General features: G+C 66.4%; 19 protein-coding genes. 6 read left to right on the forward strand and 13 right to left on the reverse strand.

Annotation, left to right across the window (positions count from 1 at the left end; genetic code table 11):
- Positions 1-37: 37 nt before the first annotated feature.
- The 3 genes from holA to leuS are packed head-to-tail and all read right to left on the reverse strand — an operon-like array spanning position 38 to position 4247.
- Positions 38-1066 (reverse strand): DNA polymerase III subunit delta, encoded by a 1029-nt coding sequence (gene holA / locus HL666_RS13210; protein ID WP_172181849.1) that lies wholly within the window; start codon positions 1064-1066, stop codon positions 38-40.
- Between the two features lie 18 nt (positions 1067-1084).
- Positions 1085-1636, reverse strand: a complete 552-nt coding sequence (gene lptE / locus HL666_RS13215; RefSeq protein WP_172113650.1) for an LPS assembly lipoprotein LptE — start codon at positions 1634-1636, stop codon at positions 1085-1087.
- Positions 1623-4247, reverse strand: a complete 2625-nt coding sequence (gene leuS / locus HL666_RS13220) for a leucine--tRNA ligase (protein ID WP_172181850.1) — start codon at positions 4245-4247, stop codon at positions 1623-1625. The genes lptE and leuS overlap by 14 nt, the downstream gene beginning before the upstream one ends.
- Before the next feature lie 325 nt (positions 4248-4572).
- On the opposite strand from leuS, the gene HL666_RS13225 reads away from it, so the two are divergent.
- Positions 4573-5559 carry a GGDEF domain-containing protein gene (locus HL666_RS13225; RefSeq protein ID WP_172113692.1) on the forward strand — a complete coding sequence of 329 codons (987 nt, stop codon included), beginning with the start codon at positions 4573-4575 and terminating at the stop codon, positions 5557-5559.
- Between the two features lie 24 nt (positions 5560-5583).
- Here the strand turns inward: HL666_RS13225 and HL666_RS13230 are convergent, their stop codons facing one another.
- Complete coding sequence (locus tag HL666_RS13230; protein ID WP_172113648.1) at positions 5584-7284, reverse strand: sensor domain-containing diguanylate cyclase; 1701 nt, start codon at positions 7282-7284, stop codon at positions 5584-5586.
- 113 nt (positions 7285-7397) lie between these two features.
- Between HL666_RS13230 and HL666_RS13235 the strand changes: the two genes are divergently transcribed.
- Positions 7398-8084: a YggS family pyridoxal phosphate-dependent enzyme gene (locus HL666_RS13235; protein WP_172113647.1), complete on the forward strand. Its 687-nt coding sequence runs from the start codon at positions 7398-7400 to the stop codon at positions 8082-8084.
- A 25-nt stretch (positions 8085-8109) separates the two neighbouring features.
- Here HL666_RS13235 and HL666_RS13240 read toward each other — a convergent pair whose 3' ends face one another.
- Complete coding sequence (locus HL666_RS13240; protein ID WP_172181851.1) at positions 8110-8895, reverse strand: 2-keto-4-pentenoate hydratase; 786 nt, start codon at positions 8893-8895, stop codon at positions 8110-8112.
- 20 nt (positions 8896-8915) lie between these two features.
- Positions 8916-9437 carry a L,D-transpeptidase family protein gene (locus HL666_RS13245; RefSeq protein WP_172181852.1) on the reverse strand — a complete coding sequence of 174 codons (522 nt, stop codon included), beginning with the start codon at positions 9435-9437 and terminating at the stop codon, positions 8916-8918.
- Positions 9438-9713: 276 nt separating this feature from the next.
- On the opposite strand from HL666_RS13245, the gene HL666_RS13250 reads away from it, so the two are divergent.
- Both HL666_RS13250 and HL666_RS13255 read left to right on the forward strand, forming a co-directional pair.
- Positions 9714-10400, forward strand: coding sequence for a response regulator transcription factor (locus HL666_RS13250; RefSeq protein ID WP_006612692.1), 687 nt, complete (start codon positions 9714-9716; stop codon positions 10398-10400).
- Positions 10401-10466: 66 nt separating this feature from the next.
- Positions 10467-10910 (forward strand): cyclic nucleotide-binding domain-containing protein, encoded by a 444-nt coding sequence (locus HL666_RS13255; RefSeq protein ID WP_172113644.1) that lies wholly within the window; start codon positions 10467-10469, stop codon positions 10908-10910.
- Positions 10911-10926: 16 nt separating this feature from the next.
- Here the strand turns inward: HL666_RS13255 and HL666_RS13260 are convergent, their stop codons facing one another.
- The 4 genes from HL666_RS13260 to rsmI form a co-directional block, all read right to left on the reverse strand.
- On the reverse strand, positions 10927-11742 hold the full coding sequence (locus HL666_RS13260; RefSeq protein ID WP_172132587.1) for an exodeoxyribonuclease III: 816 nt from the start codon (positions 11740-11742) through the stop codon (positions 10927-10929).
- Positions 11743-11862: 120 nt separating this feature from the next.
- Positions 11863-12804, reverse strand: a complete 942-nt coding sequence (gene gshB, locus HL666_RS13265) for a glutathione synthase (RefSeq protein WP_172132586.1) — start codon at positions 12802-12804, stop codon at positions 11863-11865.
- 34 nt (positions 12805-12838) lie between these two features.
- Positions 12839-13249 carry a YraN family protein gene (locus HL666_RS13270; protein ID WP_172113641.1) on the reverse strand — a complete coding sequence of 137 codons (411 nt, stop codon included), beginning with the start codon at positions 13247-13249 and terminating at the stop codon, positions 12839-12841.
- On the reverse strand, positions 13236-14195 hold the full coding sequence (rsmI, locus tag HL666_RS13275; protein ID WP_172181853.1) for a 16S rRNA (cytidine(1402)-2'-O)-methyltransferase: 960 nt from the start codon (positions 14193-14195) through the stop codon (positions 13236-13238). The genes HL666_RS13270 and rsmI overlap by 14 nt, the downstream gene beginning before the upstream one ends.
- 304 nt (positions 14196-14499) lie before the next feature.
- Between rsmI and HL666_RS13280 the strand changes: the two genes are divergently transcribed.
- Positions 14500-15720: a penicillin-binding protein activator gene (locus tag HL666_RS13280; RefSeq protein ID WP_172113639.1), complete on the forward strand. Its 1221-nt coding sequence runs from the start codon at positions 14500-14502 to the stop codon at positions 15718-15720.
- Between the two features lie 40 nt (positions 15721-15760).
- Here HL666_RS13280 and hemW read toward each other — a convergent pair whose 3' ends face one another.
- Genes hemW through rph form a run of 3 tightly spaced genes read right to left on the reverse strand, consistent with a single transcriptional unit; the run spans position 15761 to position 18259 of the window.
- Complete coding sequence (hemW, locus tag HL666_RS13285) at positions 15761-16918, reverse strand: radical SAM family heme chaperone HemW (protein WP_172181854.1); 1158 nt, start codon at positions 16916-16918, stop codon at positions 15761-15763.
- Entirely contained in the window at positions 16905-17549 is a 645-nt protein-coding gene (gene rdgB, locus HL666_RS13290; RefSeq protein ID WP_172113637.1) for an RdgB/HAM1 family non-canonical purine NTP pyrophosphatase, read from the reverse strand. Before rdgB ends, hemW begins: the two co-directional genes overlap by 14 nt.
- Positions 17546-18259 (reverse strand): ribonuclease PH, encoded by a 714-nt coding sequence (rph, locus tag HL666_RS13295; RefSeq protein WP_172113636.1) that lies wholly within the window; start codon positions 18257-18259, stop codon positions 17546-17548. The genes rdgB and rph overlap by 4 nt, the downstream gene beginning before the upstream one ends.
- Positions 18260-18435: 176 nt before the next feature.
- Between rph and hrcA the strand changes: the two genes are divergently transcribed.
- Positions 18436-19524 (forward strand): heat-inducible transcriptional repressor HrcA, encoded by a 1089-nt coding sequence (gene hrcA / locus HL666_RS13300; protein ID WP_172113635.1) that lies wholly within the window; start codon positions 18436-18438, stop codon positions 19522-19524.
- Positions 19525-19609: the final 85 nt, after the last annotated feature.

Genomic DNA, 19609 nt, shown 5'->3' on the forward strand with positions numbered 1-19609 from the left:
ACGTCGCTACTCAATTAGCCGGCGTTCCGAAACCAAGTCATCCCTTCCGCCGAGCATTCACCGCGATCGACAACAAGGTTCGTTGCGCGATCGCCGCCGCGAGCCCGGGCTGCTTGCGCATGTCGAGCGCGGCCGTCGCGAGCTGGTCGATGATCGGCAGCAGCCGGGCAGGGGAGAGGTTGCGTAGCGCCGTCTCGGCGCTCGGCTTGCGCGAGAAGTGCAAGCGCGGAAAGCCGCCTTCGAGGATGGATGAGACCGGCGTCCCCGAGGCGACGGCGAGCGCGGATTTGTGCAGCCATGCTGCATGTCGCTGCGCAGCAGAAATGATCACGCCAGGATAGGTGCCGGCGATCATCGCCTTGCCGAACTCGGTCTCGACCACGTCAGGCTTGCCGCCGAAGGCGCCGTCGACGATCGGGTCGAGCTTCATCTCCGAGGCGTCCGCGACCACGGCCATCACATGGTCGAGCGTCACCTCTCCCTCGCCATGCGCGAACAGCGTCAGCTTGCGCACTTCGTTGCGTGACGCCTGCCGGTCGCCGCCGAGCAGCGCCATCAGATAGGCGCGCGCATCTTGCGAGATGCGCAGGCTGGCGATGCGCAATTCGTCGTCGATCAGCTTGGCGAGATCGCGCTCGGTGTCCGGGTAGCAGGCGATCGCGACCGCGGACGCTGCCTTCTCGCAAATCTTGCGCAGCGGCGAATCGGGCCTGACGTCGCCGGCCTCGATCACGATGCGACAGTCGCGCACATTCATCTGGCTGAGCGTCTCGACGCCGCTGGCAAAATTGCGCGATCCGGCACGGACGCGAATGGCGCGGCGGCCGCCGAACAGCGGGACCGTCATGGCTTCGTCGACGAGCCGCGACGGCTCGGCGGCGAGCTCGTCCCCATCGAGCCTGACCACGGAAAACGGATCGTCGGGATTATCGACCGCGGAGGCGATCAGAGCCTCGGCCCGTTCCCGGACCAGGCCGGCATCCGGGCCATACAGCAGGATGAGCGGACGCGCGGCGTCCGGTCTGGCCAGGAAGGCATCGATGTCTCGTCCGCGCAGCGCGACCACGGCGTTGTCAGCCGTGGATCAGGTGCCCGCGGTGAAATAGGCCGCGAGCCGCGTCTTGATCTTCTCGGCCACCTCCTCGGAGGCGCGATCCTCGGCATCGCGGAACGCGCGCTGACGAGCGAAGCGCTGGTACGAGCCGGGGATGTCGTAGGACGTCCGAGCGAACGTCGTTCCGGTCATCACCGACTTGTTCGTGGCCAGATCGACCAGATTGTACTGCACGTCGAGGCCGACGTTTTCGGTGGTCGGCAGGCCGGTCGTCTGCGAGACGATCAGGGAGGACCGGCTGGTCTGGAACCTCAACACCAGCTTGTGGGTCGGGGCGGTGCCGGTCGCGGTGCCATAGAGCTTGAACGCAAGCGCGTTGCGGATGTCGACGCCGATGCGCGCCTCCGGCGAGGCGTTCGGCTTGTCGACCGGCGGCAACTCGATACCCATCAGCTTTTCGCGCAGGCCCGGCGTGCCGTCAGCATGCTCGGCATACATCGGCTGGAAGCAGCCGGCCGTCAGCCCGGCCAATGCGGCCACGGCAACCAGGCGTGCAGCGATCCGAAACCTAGCCGACGACATTCACGATCCTCTTGGGAACAATGATCACCTTGCGGACAGGCTTGCCGTCCAACGTCAGTTTTACTGCATCGAGGGCCAAAACGGCAGACTCAATTTCCGGATTCTGCGCGTTGCTGGCGACTGTGACTTCTCCGCGCTTCTTGCCGTTGACCTGCACGACCAGGGTCATGCTGTCCTCAACCAGCAAATCTCGTTCGATTTGCGGCCAGGCGGCCTCCGAGATCAGCCCGGAATGGCCGAGTACCTGCCAGCATTCCTCGGCCAGATGCGGCATCATCGGCGAGAACAGCTGCACCAGGATGCCCGCCGCCTCGCGGATCGCGAAGGCCAGGTCCGGCGCCGGCTTGGCCGGACGGGCCAGCGCGTCGGCGAGCGCATTGGCGAATTCGCGGATATGCGCCAGGCAGACGTTGAAGTGCAGCCGCTCGATGCCGCCGGTCACCTTGTCCAGCGCACCATGCGCGGCCTTGCGCAGCGCCACCGCGTCGGGGCCAAAGGTGGCCGGACGGGAGGAGGGGGCCTCCGCCGCTGCCGCGACCGATTCGTTGACCAGCCGCCACAGCCGCTGGACGAAGCGCGCCGCGCCCTGCACCCGCTCGTCGCTCCAGATCACGTCGCGGTCCGGCGGCGAGTCCGACAGCATGAACCAGCGCGCGACGTCGGCGCCGTAGCTCTCGATGATGTCGTCGGGGTCGACGGTGTTCTTCTTCGACTTCGACATCTTCTCGATCGGGCCGATCGTGATGTCCTCGCCGGTCGCGCTCAGCACCGCACGGCGGCCGTTGCCGCCGACCTCGATCTTGACCTCGGCCGGGTTGACGTAGGTGCCGTCGGCCTTCTGGTAGGTCTCGTGGACCACCATGCCCTGCGTGAACATGCCGGCGAACGGCTCGTCCATCGCGACGTGCCCGGTCGCCTTCATCGCGCGGGTGAAGAAGCGGCTATAGAGCAGGTGCAGGATCGCATGCTCGACGCCGCCGATATACTGGTCGACCGGCATCATCCGGTTGGCGACCTCAGGCGTCGTCGGCGCGCTCTCGTTCCACGGATCGGTGAAGCGCGCGAAGTACCAGGACGAATCCACGAAGGTGTCCATGGTGTCGGTTTCGCGCGTCGCCTTGCCGCCGCATGTCGGACAGGTGACGTGCTTCCAGGTCGGATGATGATCCAGCGCGTTGCCCGGCTTGTCGAAGCTGACGTCGTCTGGCAGCACCACCGGCAGCTCTTGCGCCGGCACCGGCACCACATCGCACTTGGCGCAGTGGATCACCGGGATCGGGCAGCCCCAATAGCGCTGGCGCGAGATGCCCCAGTCGCGCAGGCGGAAATTGACCTGGCGCTCGCCGACGGCAGCACCGCCGCGTCGTTCGGTCTCCAGCCGCTTCGCGACTTCGTCCTTGGCCTGCGCGATGGTCATGCCGTCGAGAAAGCGCGAATTGATCAGCCGCCCGTCGCCGTCGAAGGCGGTGTCGGTGATGACGAAGCTCGCGGGATCCTGTCCTTCCGGGCACACCACCGGCGTGTTGCCGAGGCCGTATTTGTTGACGAAGTCGAGGTCGCGCTGGTCATGCGCCGGACAGCCGAAGATGGCGCCGGTGCCGTACTCCATCAGCACGAAGTTCGCGACATAGACCGGCAGGGTCCAGCTCGGGTCGAACGGATGCACGGCGCGGATGCCGGTGTCGAAGCCCTGCTTCTCCGCGGTGTCGATCGCCTCCTGCGCGGTGCCGATGCGCTTGATCTCCGCGATGAACGCGGCGAGTTCCGGGTTCTTGGCGGCCTCTGCCTGCGCCAGCGGATGGTCCGCCGAGATCGCCATGAACTTGGCGCCGAACAGCGTGTCGGGACGGGTCGTGAAGATCTTCAGCTCGGTCTCGCCGGCGGGCGTGGTCGCCGCATCCAGCGCGAAGCGGATCAGCAGGCCCTCGGAGCGGCCGATCCAGTTGCGCTGCATCAGCCGTACCTTGTCGGGCCAGCGGTCCAGGCCGTCCAGCGCGTCCAGCAGCTCCTGCGAGTACTTCGTGATCTTGAACACCCACTGGTTCATCTCACGCTGTTCGACCACCGCACCGGAGCGCCAGCCGCGGCCGTCGATGACCTGCTCGTTGGCGAGCACGGTCATGTCGACCGGATCCCAGTTCACCTTGCGCTTCTCGCGCTCCACCAGCCCCGCCTGCATGAAGTCGAGGAACATCTTCTGCTGGTGCTTGTAGTAGGACGGGTCGCAGGTCGCGAACTCGCGGGCCCAGTCGAGCGACAGGCCGATCGAGCGCAGCTGCTTCTTCATCGCGGCGATGTTGTCGTAGGTCCACGCCTTCGGTGCCACCTTGCGCTCGATCGCGGCGTTTTCCGCCGGCAGGCCGAACGCGTCCCATCCCATCGGATGCAGCACGTTGAAGCCCTTGGCGCGCATGAACCGCGCCAGTACGTCACCGAGCGTATAATTACGGACATGGCCGATATGGATGCGACCCGATGGATAGGGAAACATCTCGAGTACGTAGTATTTCGGACGCGGATCGTCGTTCTTGGTGGCGAAGATCGCCTTGTCGTCCCACTCGCGCTGCCAGCGCGGCTCGGCTTCACGGGCGTTGTAGCGTTCGGATGTCATGGAATCGCTTATAATTTTCGAGGATTCGCGTCAGTTTTTCGACGGCGGACTAGGCCACAAAAGCGGCACCTCGGTCAATGGGGCGGCAGATGATGATACCATTTCGTGCAGCTGCTAAGCGACGGTAATCGCGCGTTTTTTGCGAGCCTCGCCGGGGGTGTCGGAGGTCGGGTTGAGGCGCGGTTAAGACTTGAATGGGAGACTGAGTGCATACATCCAGGCTTCAAGCCCGCATCTGGGATCACTCCTCATCGTGTCCGGCGCTACGTTCGACGAGCTTGACTTCGAGTACGCGACGACTGTCGCGGAAAAGGCCATGAAATCCATGGCTCAACAGCGCGTGCCACCGACGCCTAACAACTTCCATCTGTGGTTCAAATACTCACTGGGCTCGGCGTCCGACCTCAAGCGCGCGGTCGACATCCTCGTCAGCAACAAGCGCAAGTTCGACAAGACCACCAATCAGGCGCTGTTCGACACCTATATCGGCCAGCAGGGCACGGAAGCGGCCGTCGTCCATAAAGTCTCGCAGCAGTTGCATGGCGTGATGGACTCCGCCAAAAGTTATCTGACCGCCGCGATCGCCGACAACCGCACGCATATGGAGGCGATCGACGGCGTCGCCGAACGCAGCGAGCAGGGCGTCGATCCGAAGATCCTGATCGAGAACCTCGTCAGCGAGCTCGCCCAGGCGACCGCGCGCGCCGCGAAGCTGGAGGCGAGCTTCGCCGAGAAGTCGCGCGAGCTCGACACCATCAGGGACTCGCTCAACAAATCGGAGCAGCGCGCGCGCACCGATACGTTGACGGGCCTGCCGAACCGGCGCGCGCTCGAAGAATTCTTCCGTCACGTCCAGATCGAGGCAATGGAGCGCGACGAGCCGCTCAGCATTCTCCTGATCGACGTCGACCACTTCAAGAAGTTCAACGACAATTACGGTCACGGCGTCGGCGATCAGGTGCTGCGTCTGGTGGCCAAGGCACTGCGTGAGCGCGTGCGTGAGAAGGATCTGCCGGCCCGCTACGGTGGCGAGGAACTGATCGCGGTGCTGCCGCAGACCGACCTCGAAGGCTGCACGGCGATCGCCGAGCGCATCCGCCGCACCATTGCCGATTGCCAGTTCACCCGGCGCTCCACCGGCGAGGTATTGCCACAGATCACGGTGTCGATCGGCGTCGGCCAGTTCCAGTTCGGCGAGTCGATGGCCGATCTGATAGATCGCTGTGACCGTGCGCTGTACCTGGCCAAGAAGCTCGGCCGCAATCGCGTCGTCACCGAGCTCGAGCTCGACCGCAAGCTGGCGGTCGGCTGACGCTCGCAGCGCCGTCCCGCCGGATCAGCCGGCGCGCGCGACGTCTCTGCTGTCGTCGTCGTCGACACCGCCGAAGCCATGCGTAGCCACCGTGTTGCGGCCACGATGCTTGGCGGCATAGAGCGCGGCATCGGCGGCTTCGATCAGATCGGCGGACGTCAGTGATTCGTGCGCACGCGTCGAGGCGACTCCGACGCTGACGGTGACGCACCGATGCGCCGAGGTCGCATGCGGCAGCTCCAGGTCGAGCACGGCGGCACGGACCTGCTCGCCGATTTCGAGCGCCTGCCTCGCGTTCATGCCGGGCAGCAGCAGGCAGAATTCCTCTCCGCCATAGCGGCCTGCAAAGGCGGTCGTGGAGCCCGCGATCTGCGACAGCGTCTCGCCGAGGCGTGACAGGCAGGCGTCGCCCTCGGGATGTCCATAGGTGTCGTTGTAGAGCTTGAAATGATCGACATCGATCATCAGCAGCGACAGCTCGCTGCCGTTCTGCTCGGCGCGCGCCCACTCGATGTCGATCCGGTTCTGGAAGCCGCGCCGGTTGGCAAGGCCCGAGAGCATGTCGATCGATGCCATCACCGTCAGCCGGTCGTTGGCGGCGATCAGCTCGCGCTCGCGCTGGCCGAGCTTGGCGGCCATCGCGTTGAAGGATTTCGCCAGCGGCACGAACTCGGAGGGCAGATGCTTGGTCGCGACCCGCGCCGACCAGTGGCCATGGCCGAAGCGCTTGGCGGTGGCGGCGAGCATGTTGACGGGACGAACGATCAGCTTCTCGGCGGCGATCAGCGCACCCAATAGCACGATCAGGCAGACCAAGCCCGCCTGCAGATAGGCGTTGCGGATCTCGCGGTCGATCGCGGCGGTCACGCGGGTCTCGTCGATGCTGACGATCAGGCGCGAGCCGGTGTCGGCGATGCGCGTGAAGGTGATGGCGCGCTTGGAGCCGTCAGCGGCGGTGAAGCTCATCGTCTCCGTCGGCTTGCTCGAGCTCGTCGCCGTCTCGGCGAAGGCCGACAGCAGCGGCACGCTGTCGAGCGGCCGGCCGATCAGCTCGGTCCGGTCGGCCGGTGCCGCCAGCACGGTTCCCTCGCTGTCGATCAGCACCGCCGTGATGCCCGGGCGATTGCCAAGATTGCTCATGATCTTGGACATCCATTCCAGGTTCACGCTGGCGAGCATCACCGCATCCGGCTCACCGGTGATCGCACCGACCGGATAGGCAGCCATCACGATCGGCATGTGGGTCGGCTTCGACAGCAGATAATCGCTGAAGACGAAATCGCGCGATTCCTGCGCGCCCCGGAAATACGGCCGGTCGCTGAAGTCGAGCCCGACATATTGATTGTTGGTGGAGCACTGGATGCGGCCGTCGCGGCCGGCGATCATCAGGGTGCGAATCCAGGGCAGCGTCGCCGGCAGGCTGGCCCGCATCATGTCGCAGCTGCGGCTGACGCCGGTGGCCGACGCCCGGACGTAGGCGGTCGACTTCAGCACGGTCTCGACCGACATGATGACCTCGCGCTGCATGTCGGCACTCTGCCGGGCGAGAGCAAAGAATTCCTCGGATGCGAGCGCGATCTGCCGGGTCCTGGCGCCTTCCAGCGACCGGGCGCGCTCCAGCATCAGCGGCGCCACCAGGATCAGGGCGAGCAACGCCAAGCGTGCGCGGATCCCCATCAGCCGGTTCAGCTTCACTCTATTGCGATTGAAGCGGATGCTTGGCATTTCTTTCCCCTACCCCGGCCGTGAAGGGTAAGGAGAAGGGTTCAAGAACCCTTTCTCGAACTCTGTAAAATTGCACCCAAACCCGTAAATCTACCGATCGACGGACCCCCATCGTGCCTGATGCCTCGAATGCCTCAACCTCGTCTGCCCCTCCGGCCCTTGCCGCCGTCGAGCAGGAGATCCTGCGCGCCTGCCGCGAGGCGAAGCGTGAACGCGCCTCGGTGACATTGATTGCCGTCTCAAAGACCTTCGCAGCCGATGCGATCGAGCCGGTGATCGTGGCCGGACAGCGGGATTTTGGTGAAAACCGCGTCCAGGAGGCCAAGGGCAAGTGGCCGGCGCTGATGGCGGCGCATCCGGGTCTGGTGCTGCACCTGATCGGGCCGCTGCAGTCCAACAAGGCAAAAGAGGCGGTGGCGCTGTTCGACGCCATCCACTCGGTCGACCGTCCGAGCCTGTGCGCTGCCCTCGCCAAGGAGATTGCGGCCCAGGGTCGGCATCCGCAGCTGTTCGTCCAGATCAACACCGGCGAGGAACCGCAGAAGGCGGGCATCGCGCCCGGCGACGCCGACGCCTTCCTTGCGGCCTGCCACAAGGATTACGGCCTTCAGATTTCAGGCCTGATGTGCATTCCGCCGGTCGATGAGGCGCCGGGCCCGCATTTCGCCCTGACGGCCAAGATCGCGGCGCGCAATGGTCTTGCAAATCTCTCGATGGGCATGAGCGCGGACTTCGCCACCGCGATCCAGTTTGGTGCGACCCACGTGCGGGTCGGCTCGGCGATCTTCGGGCATCGCTGAGGCACTTGCCTCGCCTTCCTGCCGCTCATTCGAATTGGACCGACACCCGCCCGAGATCGCCGAAGTCGGCCTCCATCACGTCGCCACTGTCGATCGGCAGCGGCGGATGGCAGGTGCCGGTGGTGACCACCTGCCCTGCTCGAGCCGGGATGCCGAGCTGCCGCAGCTCGTTGACCAGCCAGGCCAGAGCCACGCGGGGATCGCCGAGCACGTTGCGGCCATGGCCGATGAAGGTTTCGCCGCGCAGGCTGATGCGCGGCCGCTCCTCGATCAGGTCGCGGCTGCGCCAGTCGGCGGTGGTCGGTTCGCCCAGCACGAACAGATGCGCGCAGGCATTGTCGGCGATCAGCTGCGCCTCGCCGGCGCTGACGAAATCGGCGAAGCGCGAATCCGGGATTTCGATTGCGGGGTGCAACGTGGCGACGGCGGCGAGCACCTCGGCGACATCATAAGGTGTTGGCCGCGGCGGCAGGTCGACACCGAGGCGGAAGGCGAATTCCGGCTCGGCCACGCGCATGGCGTTGCCGGCCATGGAAGCGGCGCCGCCCACCGGGAGCACGGTCTCGGCGAGGATCCGCCCGGCCATCGGGCCGGCGACATTGATATGGCGCTGTCCCGCCTCGCTGGTGGCCGCGATCTTCCAGCCGAACAACGGCTTGTCCGAGTGGTTCTCGAGCGCAGCCTGGATCGCATAGCCTGCGGCGCGGTCATGGGGACGCAGCTCCGGCGGCAGTTCGGCGAGCTTGCTCCCCTGCTGCCAGTGCGAGCGCAGAATGGCCGAGGCGCCGGCAGGCTGATCGGTCGCGCACATGATGTCCTCCCCGTCTCCCGTTATTCGATCACGATCCTGGTGCGCGGGCCGATCCTTTGCAACAGAAGGAGCATCGCAGGCCGGGTCATGGCGACGCAGCCCGCGGTCGGAGCGAAATGCGGCCGCGCCAGATGCAGGAACACGGCGCTGCCGCGGCCCGCGATCCGGGGCCGCGTGTTGTGGTCGATCTCGACGATGAAGTCGTAAAGATGGTCCGGGCGCGCCAGCCGGTCGCCGGGCTGGTCACCGCGCCGCCGGATCGGCTGGTTGTAGTGCCGGTCGGCGGGATCCTCGCACCAGGCGTCGTCGGGGCCGATCAGCCGGACCGGCAGCGAGGTGCGTGGGCGCGGATGCCGGTCGGCGCGCCACCATAGCCGGCGCGGATAGAAGGTCCCGCGCGGAGTGCCGCCGTCGCCCTCCCGCTTGTTGGCCAGGATGCCGCCACGGCCAAGAGCGACCGGGATGACGTGGCCCCAGACCTTGAGCCAGCCGCGCTGTCGGCACCCGGCCTTGGTGCTGATCGCGATCAGCGATGCTGGCATGCCACCAACCTTTGTCCATAAAGATATGAAACAACGTGCCTTTTCATTGCCATGCATTGCCCGGCAATTGCCTTAATGTCGGCGAATGGTCCGCCGCGAGGGTCGACCAGGACATTCATCGCATTCCCTGCCCAATTCTGGAGTAGAGTAGCCGGCGCTTGTGAATCGGTAACAGCCCCCTACTTCAAGACGAAACAGGGCTGATGAGCCTGTTTGCCCACCGTTGACGGCGCCACCTCCCGGATTCCCGCCGGCGCCACCAAGAGGATTGTACCAATGGCCAATGCCCGCAAGATCCTGATCGTGGACGACGACACCGATCTGCGCGACACCCTGATGGAGCAGCTCTCGCTGCATGACGAGTTCGAGGCCCAGGCGGTGGACACCGGCGCCAAGGGCGCCAGCGCGGCAAAGGCCAATTCCCCCGATCTGGTGCTGATGGATGTCGGCCTGCCCGATACCGATGGCCGCGAGGTGGTGCGGTCGCTGCGCAAGGGCGGCTTCAAGGCGCCGATCATCATGCTGACCGGGCACGACACTGATTCGGACACGATCCTCGGCCTCGAATCCGGCGCCAACGACTACGTCGCCAAGCCGTTCCGCTTCGCCGTCCTGCTGGCGCGCATCCGCGCCCAGTTGCGCCAGCATGAGGCGAGCGAGGATGCGGTGTTCTCGGTCGGCCCCTACAGTTTCCGGCCGGGCTCGAAGATGCTGACCGGCGCCAACGCCCGCAAGGTCCGCCTGACCGAGAAGGAGACGGCGATCCTGCGTTTCCTCTACCGCGCCGGCCAGCAGCCGGTGTCGCGCGAGACCCTGCTCCAGGAGGTCTGGGGCTACAATTCCGGCGTCACCACCCATACGCTGGAGACCCACATTTACCGTCTGCGGCAGAAAATCGAGAAAGATGCCGCGAATCCAGAGATTCTGGTGACGGAGGCCGGTGGATACAAGCTGGTGCCGTGATACGTTCGGGGATTGGCGGTTTGCCGTCTATGATATTGGTTCCATTTCGCCTTCCCCGGGCCCTCGATGTCGATCGAAGACGATATTGCGCTGCTGGAGCGCGTCCCGACCCTGCGTCTGTTGGGAAGCGATTCGCTGCGCATGATCGCGATCGGCTCCGAGCAGCGTAACATCCAGAGCGGCGAGACGCTGTTTCGCGAGGGCGACACGGCCGATTGCGGCTATGTCGTCCAGCGCGGCGCGTTGAGCGTCAGCGACGAAGGCGGGGCAGAGATCGTCGCCAGGCCCAGCATGCTGATCGGTGAGCTGGCGCTTCTGGTCGAGATGCGCCGCCCGGCGACGGCGACCGCTCTGGAATACTCCACCGTGGTGCGCATCTCGCGAAGCCTGTTTCAGCGCGTGCTGGAGAGCGATGCCGTGGCCGCGCGCCGCCTGCGCGACGAATTCGCCCACCGCGCCAGCCGAATCGCCAACGACATCCTGATGGCCGGCGCCAAGCTGACGTCGTGACCCCAAGCGCGGACCGCTAGACGTCCAGCGTCACCGTGACCGGGACGTGGTCCGACGGCCTCTCCCAGCTGCGCGCATCGCGCAGGATCTTGAAGTCGCTGACGTGGTCCTTCAGCGCGCGTGACACCCAGATGTGGTCGAGCCGGCGGCCGCGGTCGCCGACGGTCCAGTCGGCGGCGCGGTAGCTCCACCATGTATAGACCTTCTCCGACATCGGGATGCGCTCGCGCGCGACGTCGATCCATTCGCCATGGGCCTGCGCCGCCAGCAGCTTCTCGGTTTCGATGGGCGTGTGCGAGACCACCTTCAGGAGCTGCTTGTGCGACCAGACGTCGTGCTCATGCGGCGCGACGTTGAGATCGCCGACCAGGATGTGGCGGTCGTCGCCGCGCGGATGCAGCGGCTCGCACGCCTTCATCTCGTCGAGGAATTGCAATTTGTGCTCGAACTTCGGGTTCAGCGCGGGATCGGGAATGTCGCCGCCGGCGGGCACGTAGAAATTATGCAACACCAGCGGCTGCGCCAGCTGCGCCTTCTCGCCGAACGCCACCGTGATGTGGCGTGAGTCCACCTTGTCGCAGAACGTGCGGACGTTCGTATCCTCGAACGGCCATTTCGAGATCACGGCGACGCCGTGATAGCCCTTCTGCCCGTTCAGCGCGATGTGCTCATAGCCGAGCCGCTTGAACCGTTTCAGCGGGAAGGCATCGTCGATGCACTTGGTCTCCTGCAGGCACAGCACATCGGGCCTGACCTGCTTGATGAGCTTGGCGACGAGGTCGATGCGCAGGCGCACCGAGTTGATGTTCCAGGTGGTTAGGACGAGACGCATGGGATTTGCGATAGCATGAATTGAGCCGCCGTCAGCGCCCTGGCTGACGACGAGACGGGCCGGAGACAGCGCAGGCCGTGATATCCGCGAGCTTATCCCCAGCCATGATCCGTGAGGAAATCAGCGCCGCTTGGCCTCGATCACGTCCCACACGCGCGCGGCGATGTCCGGGCCGCCGAGCCGGGAGATCGCGCGGATGCCGGTCGGCGAGGTCACGTTGATCTCGGTGAGATTGCCGTCGATGACGTCGATGCCGACCAGCAGCAGGCCGCGGGCGCGCAGCTCCGGGCCGAGCGTGTCGCAGATCTCGCGCTCGCGCGGGCTGAGATCGGTCGCCTGCGCAGCGCCGCCGCGGACCATGTTGGAGCGAAGGTCATCAGCGGCGGGCACGCGGTTGACGGCGCCGGCGAACTCGCCGTCGACCAGGATGATGCGCTTGTCGCCATGCTTCACCTCGGGAAGGAAGCGCTGGATCACCCAGGGCTCCCTGAACGTCACCGAGAACATGTCGAACAGCGAGCCGAAATTCATGTCCTGCGGCATCACGCGGAACACCGCCGCGCCGCCATGGCCGTGCAGCGGCTTCATCACCACGGCGCCGTGCTGATCGCGGAAGGCGTTGATCTCGTCGAGATCGCGCGAAATCAAGGTCGGCGGCATCAGCTGCGGAAAGTTCATTACGAACAGCTTTTCCGGCGCATTGCGCACGCTGGCGGGGTCATTCACCACCAGCGTCTTCGGATGGATGCGCTCGAGGAAATGCGTCGAGGTGATGTAGGCGAGATCGAACGGCGGATCCTGGCGCAGCAGCACGACGTCGAACGATGTCAGCGCCGTCGGCTTCGGCTCGCCGAGCGTGAAGTGATCGCCGACCTGGTCGCGCACGGTCAGCGCCTGCACCGGTGCGTACAGTTCCTCGCCGCGCAACGAGAGCTTGTCCGGCGTGTAGTAGCACAGGCCATGGCCGCGCCGCTGCGCTTCGAGCAGCATCGCAAATGTCGAGTCGCCGCGGATGTTGATGCGCGCGATGGGGTCCATCTGGACGGCGACGTTCAGTTTCATGGGCAGGTCCCGGTCTGTCTGCAGTGGCTCGGTGTCATTGGCTGGCGTCGAACGCCGCGATCAGATGGCGCGGCAGGCTGCGCGGCGCAACCAGAATCGCGTCGAAGCGCAGCTCCAATTCGGCATGGTCGGGATGCGCCATCAGCCAAGCCTGCGCGGCATCGATGATACGATGCTGCTGGCGCGGCGTCACCGCATAGGCGGCGTCGTCGAGCGAGGCGCGCGCCTTGACCTCGACGAAGGCGACGAGGTTGCGTTTGCGCGCAATGATGTCGATCTCGCCATGTGGCGTGCGAAAGCGCTTGGCGAGGATGCGATAGCCCTTGGCCATCAGCAGTGCGGCGGCGCGGGCTTCGGCCGAGAGGCCGGTGCGGAAGGCGGCGACGCGCTCCGGCGCGGCGGTCTTGACGGGCTTGTCGGGGGACGCACGCTCAGTCTTCGCCATCGGCCTCTCCCGACCGCGCGTTCTTGGCAAGCTCGAGCGCGCGCGCATAGACCTCGCGGCGCGGCCGGCCCGACAATTCGACGGCATGCATGACCGCGTCCTTGACGCTCGACCGCGGCAGGAGATCCTTGAGCAGCGCGTCCAGTGCATCCTGCGTCAGCACCGCGGCATCGCGCGGCGGCGGCCCGATCACCAGCACGAACTCGCCGCGCGTTTCGAGTTCGTCGGCCTGGGCGGCGAGCGCGTGCACGGGGCCGCGGAGAACTTCCTCATGCAGCTTGGTGAGCTCGCGACAGATCGCGGCCTGCCGCCCCGCCATGACGCCGGCGAGATCGGCGAGCGTCTCCTGCACGCGGCTGCCCGCCTCGAACATCACGAGCGTGGCCTCGACGCGCGCCAGCTCCGCCAGCCGCGTGCGCCGCGCCTGCTGCTTGGCGGGAAGGAAGCCTTCGAAGAAGAACCGGTCGGTCGGCAGCGCCGCGACGCTCAGCGCGGCGAGCACTGCGGAGGGTCCCGGCAGGGCGGTGACGGCGTGTCCAGCTTCGCAGGCGGCGCGCACCAGCTTGTAGCCGGGGTCGGAGATCAGCGGCGTGCCGGCGTCCGACACCAGCGCAATGGCCGCGCCCTCGGACAGGCGCTGCAGAATCTTCGGCCTGACCGCTTCGGCATTGTGCTCGTGGTAGGCGGCAAGCTCGGCGCCCAGGCCGTAGCGCTCGGCCAGCCGCCGCGTGATTCGCGTGTCCTCGCAGAAGACGATGTCAGCGCCGGCCAGCGTCTCCAGGGCGCGCAGCGTGATGTCGCCGAGATTGCCGATCGGCGTTGCCACGAGGTACAGGCCCGGCCGCGCCCGGTGCGCCATCACGCGCTGTCCTGCCACCAGATATGTCCATGAGGTGGAAGATTTGCCGTCGTCCGGCGAGATGTTCGGGATTGCCTTGGCGCCCATCGGGGTAATTTAAAGGGCCGGGCCGGGGAATGCCACCGTGGAACAGTGGTTCTATGAATGTGAAGGTCCAACCGGCATGGCCGGCCGCGCCGTTCATCGGAGCTTCAAGTTCGAAAATGCACTTCAAAGGGCATTGCTTCGAGCAGGGGATAGGCCGTGCAAAACGTCGATTTGATATTCTGTGTGGCTCTGACAGCCTTTTGTTTTGCTTAACTATTCGTCGACAATATGAGTGAATCAGCACGGCCTGGGGGACGTGCGGTTGGGGAACTTGTGGCCGGTCTCGGCCGAGCGAAGAGATGCCATGGTGGGCCCGCGTCATCCCAGTTCTCACGGTCCGGGACCCCAGGGGGTTGCCCGGCGAACGGCGCTCGGCCTGATCCTCGGCGCGCCGCTGCTGTCGGCATGTTCCAACGTCCAGCAGGGCTTTGGCCAGCTTTCGAACCCATTCGAGCAGCCCACGGCGCCCGCCGGACCGCCGCAGCAGCCGGCGGTGGCCGGTAACGGCCAGGTCAAGGTCGGGCTGATCCTGCCGCTGTCGGCATCGGGCAATGCCGGCGTCGCCGCGCAATCGATGAAGAGCGCGGCCGAGATGGCGCTGGCCGAGTTTCAGAACCCCAACATCCAGCTCCTGATCAAGGACGACGCCGGTAGTCCGCAAGGCGCGCAGCAAAGCGCGCAACAGGCGTGCGACGAAGGCGCGGAGATCATCCTCGGGCCGTTGTTCGCCGGCTCGGTGCCGGCGACCGCGCAGGTGGCGCGGACGCGCAACGTCTCGGTGATCGCCTTCTCGACCGACTCGAGCGTCGCCGGACGGGGTGTCTATCTGCTGAGCTTCCTGCCGGAGTCCGATGCCACCCGCATCGTCGACTATTCCGCGAGCGTGGGAAAACGCTCCTTTGCCGCGCTGCTCCCGGACAATGCCTATGGCACCGTCGTCGAGGGCGCCTTCAAGACGGCCGTCACCCGCCGCGGCGGACGAATCGTGGCGTTCGAGAAATATTCCGGCGACCGCACGATGCCCGCCCGGGCCGTGGCGCAGGCGCTCGGTGGCGCCGATGCGCTGCTGCTGGCCGACGACGGCGATTCGGTCGTGGCGACCGCCGATGCGCTCACGGCGGCCGGTGCGAACCTGCGCAACATCCAGCTGCTGGGCACGGGGTTGTGGGACCATCCGCGCGTTTACAACAGCGCCAGCATGCAAGGCGGTGTCTATGCTGCGCCCGATCCTTCGGGCTTCCGTGCCTTCGCCGGCCGCTACCGCACGCGTTTTGGTGGCGATCCCGTGCGCACGGCGACGCTGGCCTATGATGCCGTGGCGCTGGTCGCCGCGCTGGCGCGCACCCAAGGCGCCCAGCGCTTCGCGCCGGATGTGCTGACCAACTCATCCGGCTTTGCCGGCATCGACGGGCTGTTTCGGTTCCGCAGCGACGGCACCAATGAGCGCGGGCTCGCGGTCATGCGCGTCGGCACCGGCGGCGCGCAGGCCGTGGCCGGTGCGCCCAAGAGCTTCAGCGCGACTTAGCTTCCGCGCGACGCAAACGACGACGAGTGCGCCGATCGGCTCAGGCGGCGAGATCGGCGACGACGGCGTCCAGCACCGGAAAACCCTCCTGCGTGACGCGCAGCCGTCCGTCCGTGTCGACGGCGATCGCGCCCTCCTCGCGCAGCAGCGCGATGCGGCGCGGATCGAGTGCTCGCCCCGAGATCGCGGCATAACGCCGTGGGTCGATGCCTTCGGCGAGCCGGAGCCCCATCAGCAGAAACTCGTCGGCGCGTTCCTCGCGATTGAGCAGATCGTCCGTCATGACGCCGTGTCCAGTGGACTCGACCCGCATCACCCAGGCCTCGGGCCGCTTGTCGGTCGCGGTGGCGTGTCGGATGCCATCGATATCGAGCCGGCCATGGGCGCCGGGACCGATGCCGGCATATTCCTGGCCGCGCCAATAGACGAGATTGTGCCGGCACTCCGCGCCGGGACGGGCATGGTTCGAGATCTCATAGGCCGGCAGGCCGTGACGGGCGCAGACCTCCTGGGTCACGTCGTACAGCGTGCGCGCCAGGCCCTCGTCGGGCGTCTTCAGCTTGCCGGCGGCATGCAGCCCGAAGAACGGCGTGCCCTCTTCGATCGTGAGCTGGTACAGCGACAGATGCTCGGCCGCCTCGCCGATCGCGCGGGTCAGCTCCTCCGTCCACATCGCCGGCGTCTGGTCGGGCCGGGCATAGATCAGGTCGAAGGAATAGCGATCGAAGGCGCCACGCGCGATCGCCACCGCCTGCATCGCTTCCTCCGCCGTGTGCAGACGTCCCAGCATCTTCAGCGAGGCATCGTCCATCGCCTGGACGCCCAGCGAGACGCGGTTGACGCCGGCGGTGCGATAGCCGGCAAAGCGCGTTGCCTCGACGCTGGTCGGATTGGCCTCCAGCGACACCTCGACGTCACCGGCGACGTGCCAGTGCTTGCCGATTGCATCCAGAATCGCGCCGACGGTCTGCGGCTGCATCAGCGACGGCGTGCCGCCGCCGAGGAAGATCGAGGTGACGGTGCGCGGTCCAATGCGGCCGGCGGTGGTCGCGATCTCCTGCGCGAAGGCGCGGGCGAACCGCTCCTGGTCGATGGCGGCGTGGCGGACGTGACTGTTGAAGTCGCAATACGGACATTTCGACAGGCAGAACGGCCAGTGCACATAGACGCCGAACGCTTCGCTGTCAGCGTTGGTCAAGGCAGATCTCCGCGAGCTTCACGAAGGCACGAGCCCGGTGCGACAGGCCGAGTCCGAGCGGCGGCAGGCCGTGCTTCTCGATGCTGGTCATCTCGCCGAAGGTGCGATCGTGCCCGTCGGGCAGGAACATCGGGTCATAGCCGAAGCCGGCGGTGCCGCGCGGCGGCCATACCAAGGTGCCGTCGACCCGCGCCTCGACCTCCTCGATGTGGCCGTCAGGCCAAGCGACGCACAGCGCCGAGACGAAATGGGCGCCGCGCCGGTCGGCGCCGACAGCGCCACGCTCCTGCAGCAGCCGCTCGATCCGCGTCATCGCCGCAGTGAAGTCCTTGCCAGGGCCGGCCCAACGGGCCGAGTAGATGCCCGGCGCGCCGTCGAGCCCATGCACCACGATGCCCGAATCGTCGGCGAAGGCCGGCAGTTGCGCGGCCTCTGCTGCGGCCACCGCCTTGATGCGGGCATTGGCTTCGAACGTCTCGCCGGTCTCGTCGGGCTCGCCGAGCCCGAGTTCGCCGGCCGAAACCGCCTCGATGCCGTAGGGCGCCAGCAGCTCGCGCATCTCGGCGAGCTTGCCGGGATTATGGGTCGCAATGACGATGCGGCCGGTGAGCTTGCGGTGGCTGCTGCTCACGCGACCGCCATCTTCTGCAAGTCGACCAGCCGGGCGACGCCCTTGCGCGCGAGCGCCATCAGCGCCAGGAACTCGGCCTCGGTGAACGGGGTCTTCTCCGCCGTGCCCTGCACCTCGATGATGCGGCCGTCGCCGGTCATGACGAAATTGGCGTCCGTCTCGGCCTCGGAATCCTCGGCGTAGTCGAGATCGAGCACCGGTGTGCCATTGTAGATGCCGCAGGAGATCGCGGCGACGTTGGCGCGCAGCACCTCGGTCTTGATCATGTTGCGCGATTTCATCCAGCGGATGCAGTCGGCCAGCGCGACCCAGGCGCCGGTGATCGAGGCGGTGCGGGTGCCGCCATCGGCCTGCAGCACGTCGCAATCGACCGTGATCTGGCGCTCGCCGAGCGCTTCGAGGTCGATCGCGGTGCGCAGCGAGCGGCCGATCAGGCGCTGGATCTCGACGGTGCGCCCGGTCTGCTTGCCGGCCGAGGCCTCGCGCCGGGTCCGCTCCAGCGTGGCGCGCGGCAACATGCCGTATTCGGCGGTAATCCAGCCGCGTCCCTGGCCCTTGAGCCAGGGCGGAAGCCGGTCCTCGAGCGTGGCGGTGACCAGGACATGGGTGTCGCCGAACTTCACCAGGCACGAGCCCTCGGCGTATTTGACGACGCCGCGTTCCAGGCTCACGGCCCGCAATTCATCTGGTGCACGGCGGCTCGGCCGCATGATTCTCTCCGTAAAAAGGGCAGAAGACCCATCTGCTCGGCCTTGTAGGAGCCGGGACCCGCAGCGGCAAGGGCATAATCGAGCGCGAATCAGCGCCGGAGCACCCGCTCAAGATCGGCTTGCCACCGAGCCGCCGCATGGCCAAATTACATGCAAATGGGTGAGGAGGATATCTGGTGGCCCACCACGATCCGATCAACCTGATGACACCGCCCGCGGGGCTCGCGCAGCTCAACGAGCGGTCGCGCGAGATCTTTCGCCAGATCGTCGAGAGCTACCTCGCGACCGGCGAGCCCGTCGGCTCGCGCAACATTTCGCGGCTGATCGCGGTTCCCCTGTCGCCGGCCTCCGTGCGCAACGTGATGGCCGATCTGGAGCAGCTTGGCCTGATCTATGCGCCGCATACCTCGGCCGGCCGGCTGCCGACCGAAGCGGGCTTGCGCTTCTTCGTCGACGCCCTGATGCAGGTCGGCGACATGACCGAGGCCGAGCGGCAGGCGATCCAGAGCCAGCTCGCTTCCGTCGGCCGCGCCCAGTCGGTGGAAGCAGCGCTCGACGAGGCGCTGACGCGGCTCTCTGGTCTGACCCGTGCCGCCGCCGTGGTTCTCACCGCCAAGTCCAACACGCGGCTGAAGCACATCGAATTCGTCCGCCTGGAGCCCGAGCGTGCGCTGGTCGTGCTGGTCGGCGAGGACGGACAAGTCGAGAACCGCGTGCTGACGCTGCCGCCCGGCGTGCCGTCCTCGGCGCTGACCGAGGCCGCCAATTTCCTCAATTCGCGGATTCGCGGACGGACCCTGGCGGAAGCGCGGCTCGAGCTCGAGACGGCGCTGGCGCGCGACCGGGCCGAGCTCGATCAGCTGACGCAGAAGGTGATCGCCGCTGGGGTCGCCAGCTGGTCGGGCGGTGACAGCGACGACCGTCAGCTCATCGTGCGTGGTCACGCCAATCTGCTCGAGGATCTGCATGCACTCGAAGATCTCGAACGCGTCCGCCGGCTGTTCGACGATCTCGAGACCAAGCGTGGCGTCGTCGATCTGCTCGGACGTGCGGAGAGCGCGGAAGGCGTTCGCATCTTCATCGGCTCGGAGAACAAGCTGTTCTCGCTGTCCGGCTCGTCGACGATCGTCTCGCCTTATTCGGACGCCACCGGACGCATCGTCGGCGTGCTCGGCGTCATCGGCCCGACGCGGCTGAACTATGCCCGCGTCATTCCGACCGTCGATTACGCGGCGCGTCTGGTCAGCCGCCTGTTGGGTGGCTGACATTCGACATGGTTAACCCGCAAACGGCGCCGCCGTCAGGCCGTGCTTGATTTTCCACGCCCAAAGCACGATATCCCGCCCATAT

It is taken from the genome of Bradyrhizobium aeschynomenes (assembly GCF_013178945.1).
GTDB classification, from domain to species: Bacteria; Pseudomonadota; Alphaproteobacteria; order Rhizobiales; family Xanthobacteraceae; genus Bradyrhizobium; species Bradyrhizobium aeschynomenes.

What these genes read in the sequence shown, in the direction of transcription:
- gshB (WP_172132586.1), bottom strand. Translation starts at nt 12,804, where the DNA reads ATGAAACTGAACGTCGCCGTCCAGATGGACCCCATCGCGCGCATCAAC.
- HL666_RS13260 (WP_172132587.1), bottom strand. Translation starts at nt 11,742, where the DNA reads ATGCGTCTCGTCCTAACCACCTGGAACATCAACTCGGTGCGCCTGCGC.
- HL666_RS13225 (WP_172113692.1), top strand. Translation starts at nt 4,573, where the DNA reads ATGGCTCAACAGCGCGTGCCACCGACGCCTAACAACTTCCATCTGTGG.
- lptE (WP_172113650.1), bottom strand. Translation starts at nt 1,636, where the DNA reads ATGTCGTCGGCTAGGTTTCGGATCGCTGCACGCCTGGTTGCCGTGGCC.
- HL666_RS13255 (WP_172113644.1), top strand. Translation starts at nt 10,467, where the DNA reads ATGTCGATCGAAGACGATATTGCGCTGCTGGAGCGCGTCCCGACCCTG.
- HL666_RS13250 (WP_006612692.1), top strand. Translation starts at nt 9,714, where the DNA reads ATGGCCAATGCCCGCAAGATCCTGATCGTGGACGACGACACCGATCTG.
- leuS (WP_172181850.1), bottom strand. Translation starts at nt 4,247, where the DNA reads ATGACATCCGAACGCTACAACGCCCGTGAAGCCGAGCCGCGCTGGCAG.
- rsmI (WP_172181853.1), bottom strand. Translation starts at nt 14,195, where the DNA reads ATGGGCGCCAAGGCAATCCCGAACATCTCGCCGGACGACGGCAAATCT.
- HL666_RS13245 (WP_172181852.1), bottom strand. Translation starts at nt 9,437, where the DNA reads ATGCCAGCATCGCTGATCGCGATCAGCACCAAGGCCGGGTGCCGACAG.
- rph (WP_172113636.1), bottom strand. Translation starts at nt 18,259, where the DNA reads ATGCGGCCGAGCCGCCGTGCACCAGATGAATTGCGGGCCGTGAGCCTG.
- HL666_RS13270 (WP_172113641.1), bottom strand. Translation starts at nt 13,249, where the DNA reads ATGGCGAAGACTGAGCGTGCGTCCCCCGACAAGCCCGTCAAGACCGCC.
- HL666_RS13240 (WP_172181851.1), bottom strand. Translation starts at nt 8,895, where the DNA reads ATGTGCGCGACCGATCAGCCTGCCGGCGCCTCGGCCATTCTGCGCTCG.
- HL666_RS13280 (WP_172113639.1), top strand. Translation starts at nt 14,500, where the DNA reads ATGGTGGGCCCGCGTCATCCCAGTTCTCACGGTCCGGGACCCCAGGGG.
- HL666_RS13230 (WP_172113648.1), bottom strand. Translation starts at nt 7,284, where the DNA reads ATGCCAAGCATCCGCTTCAATCGCAATAGAGTGAAGCTGAACCGGCTG.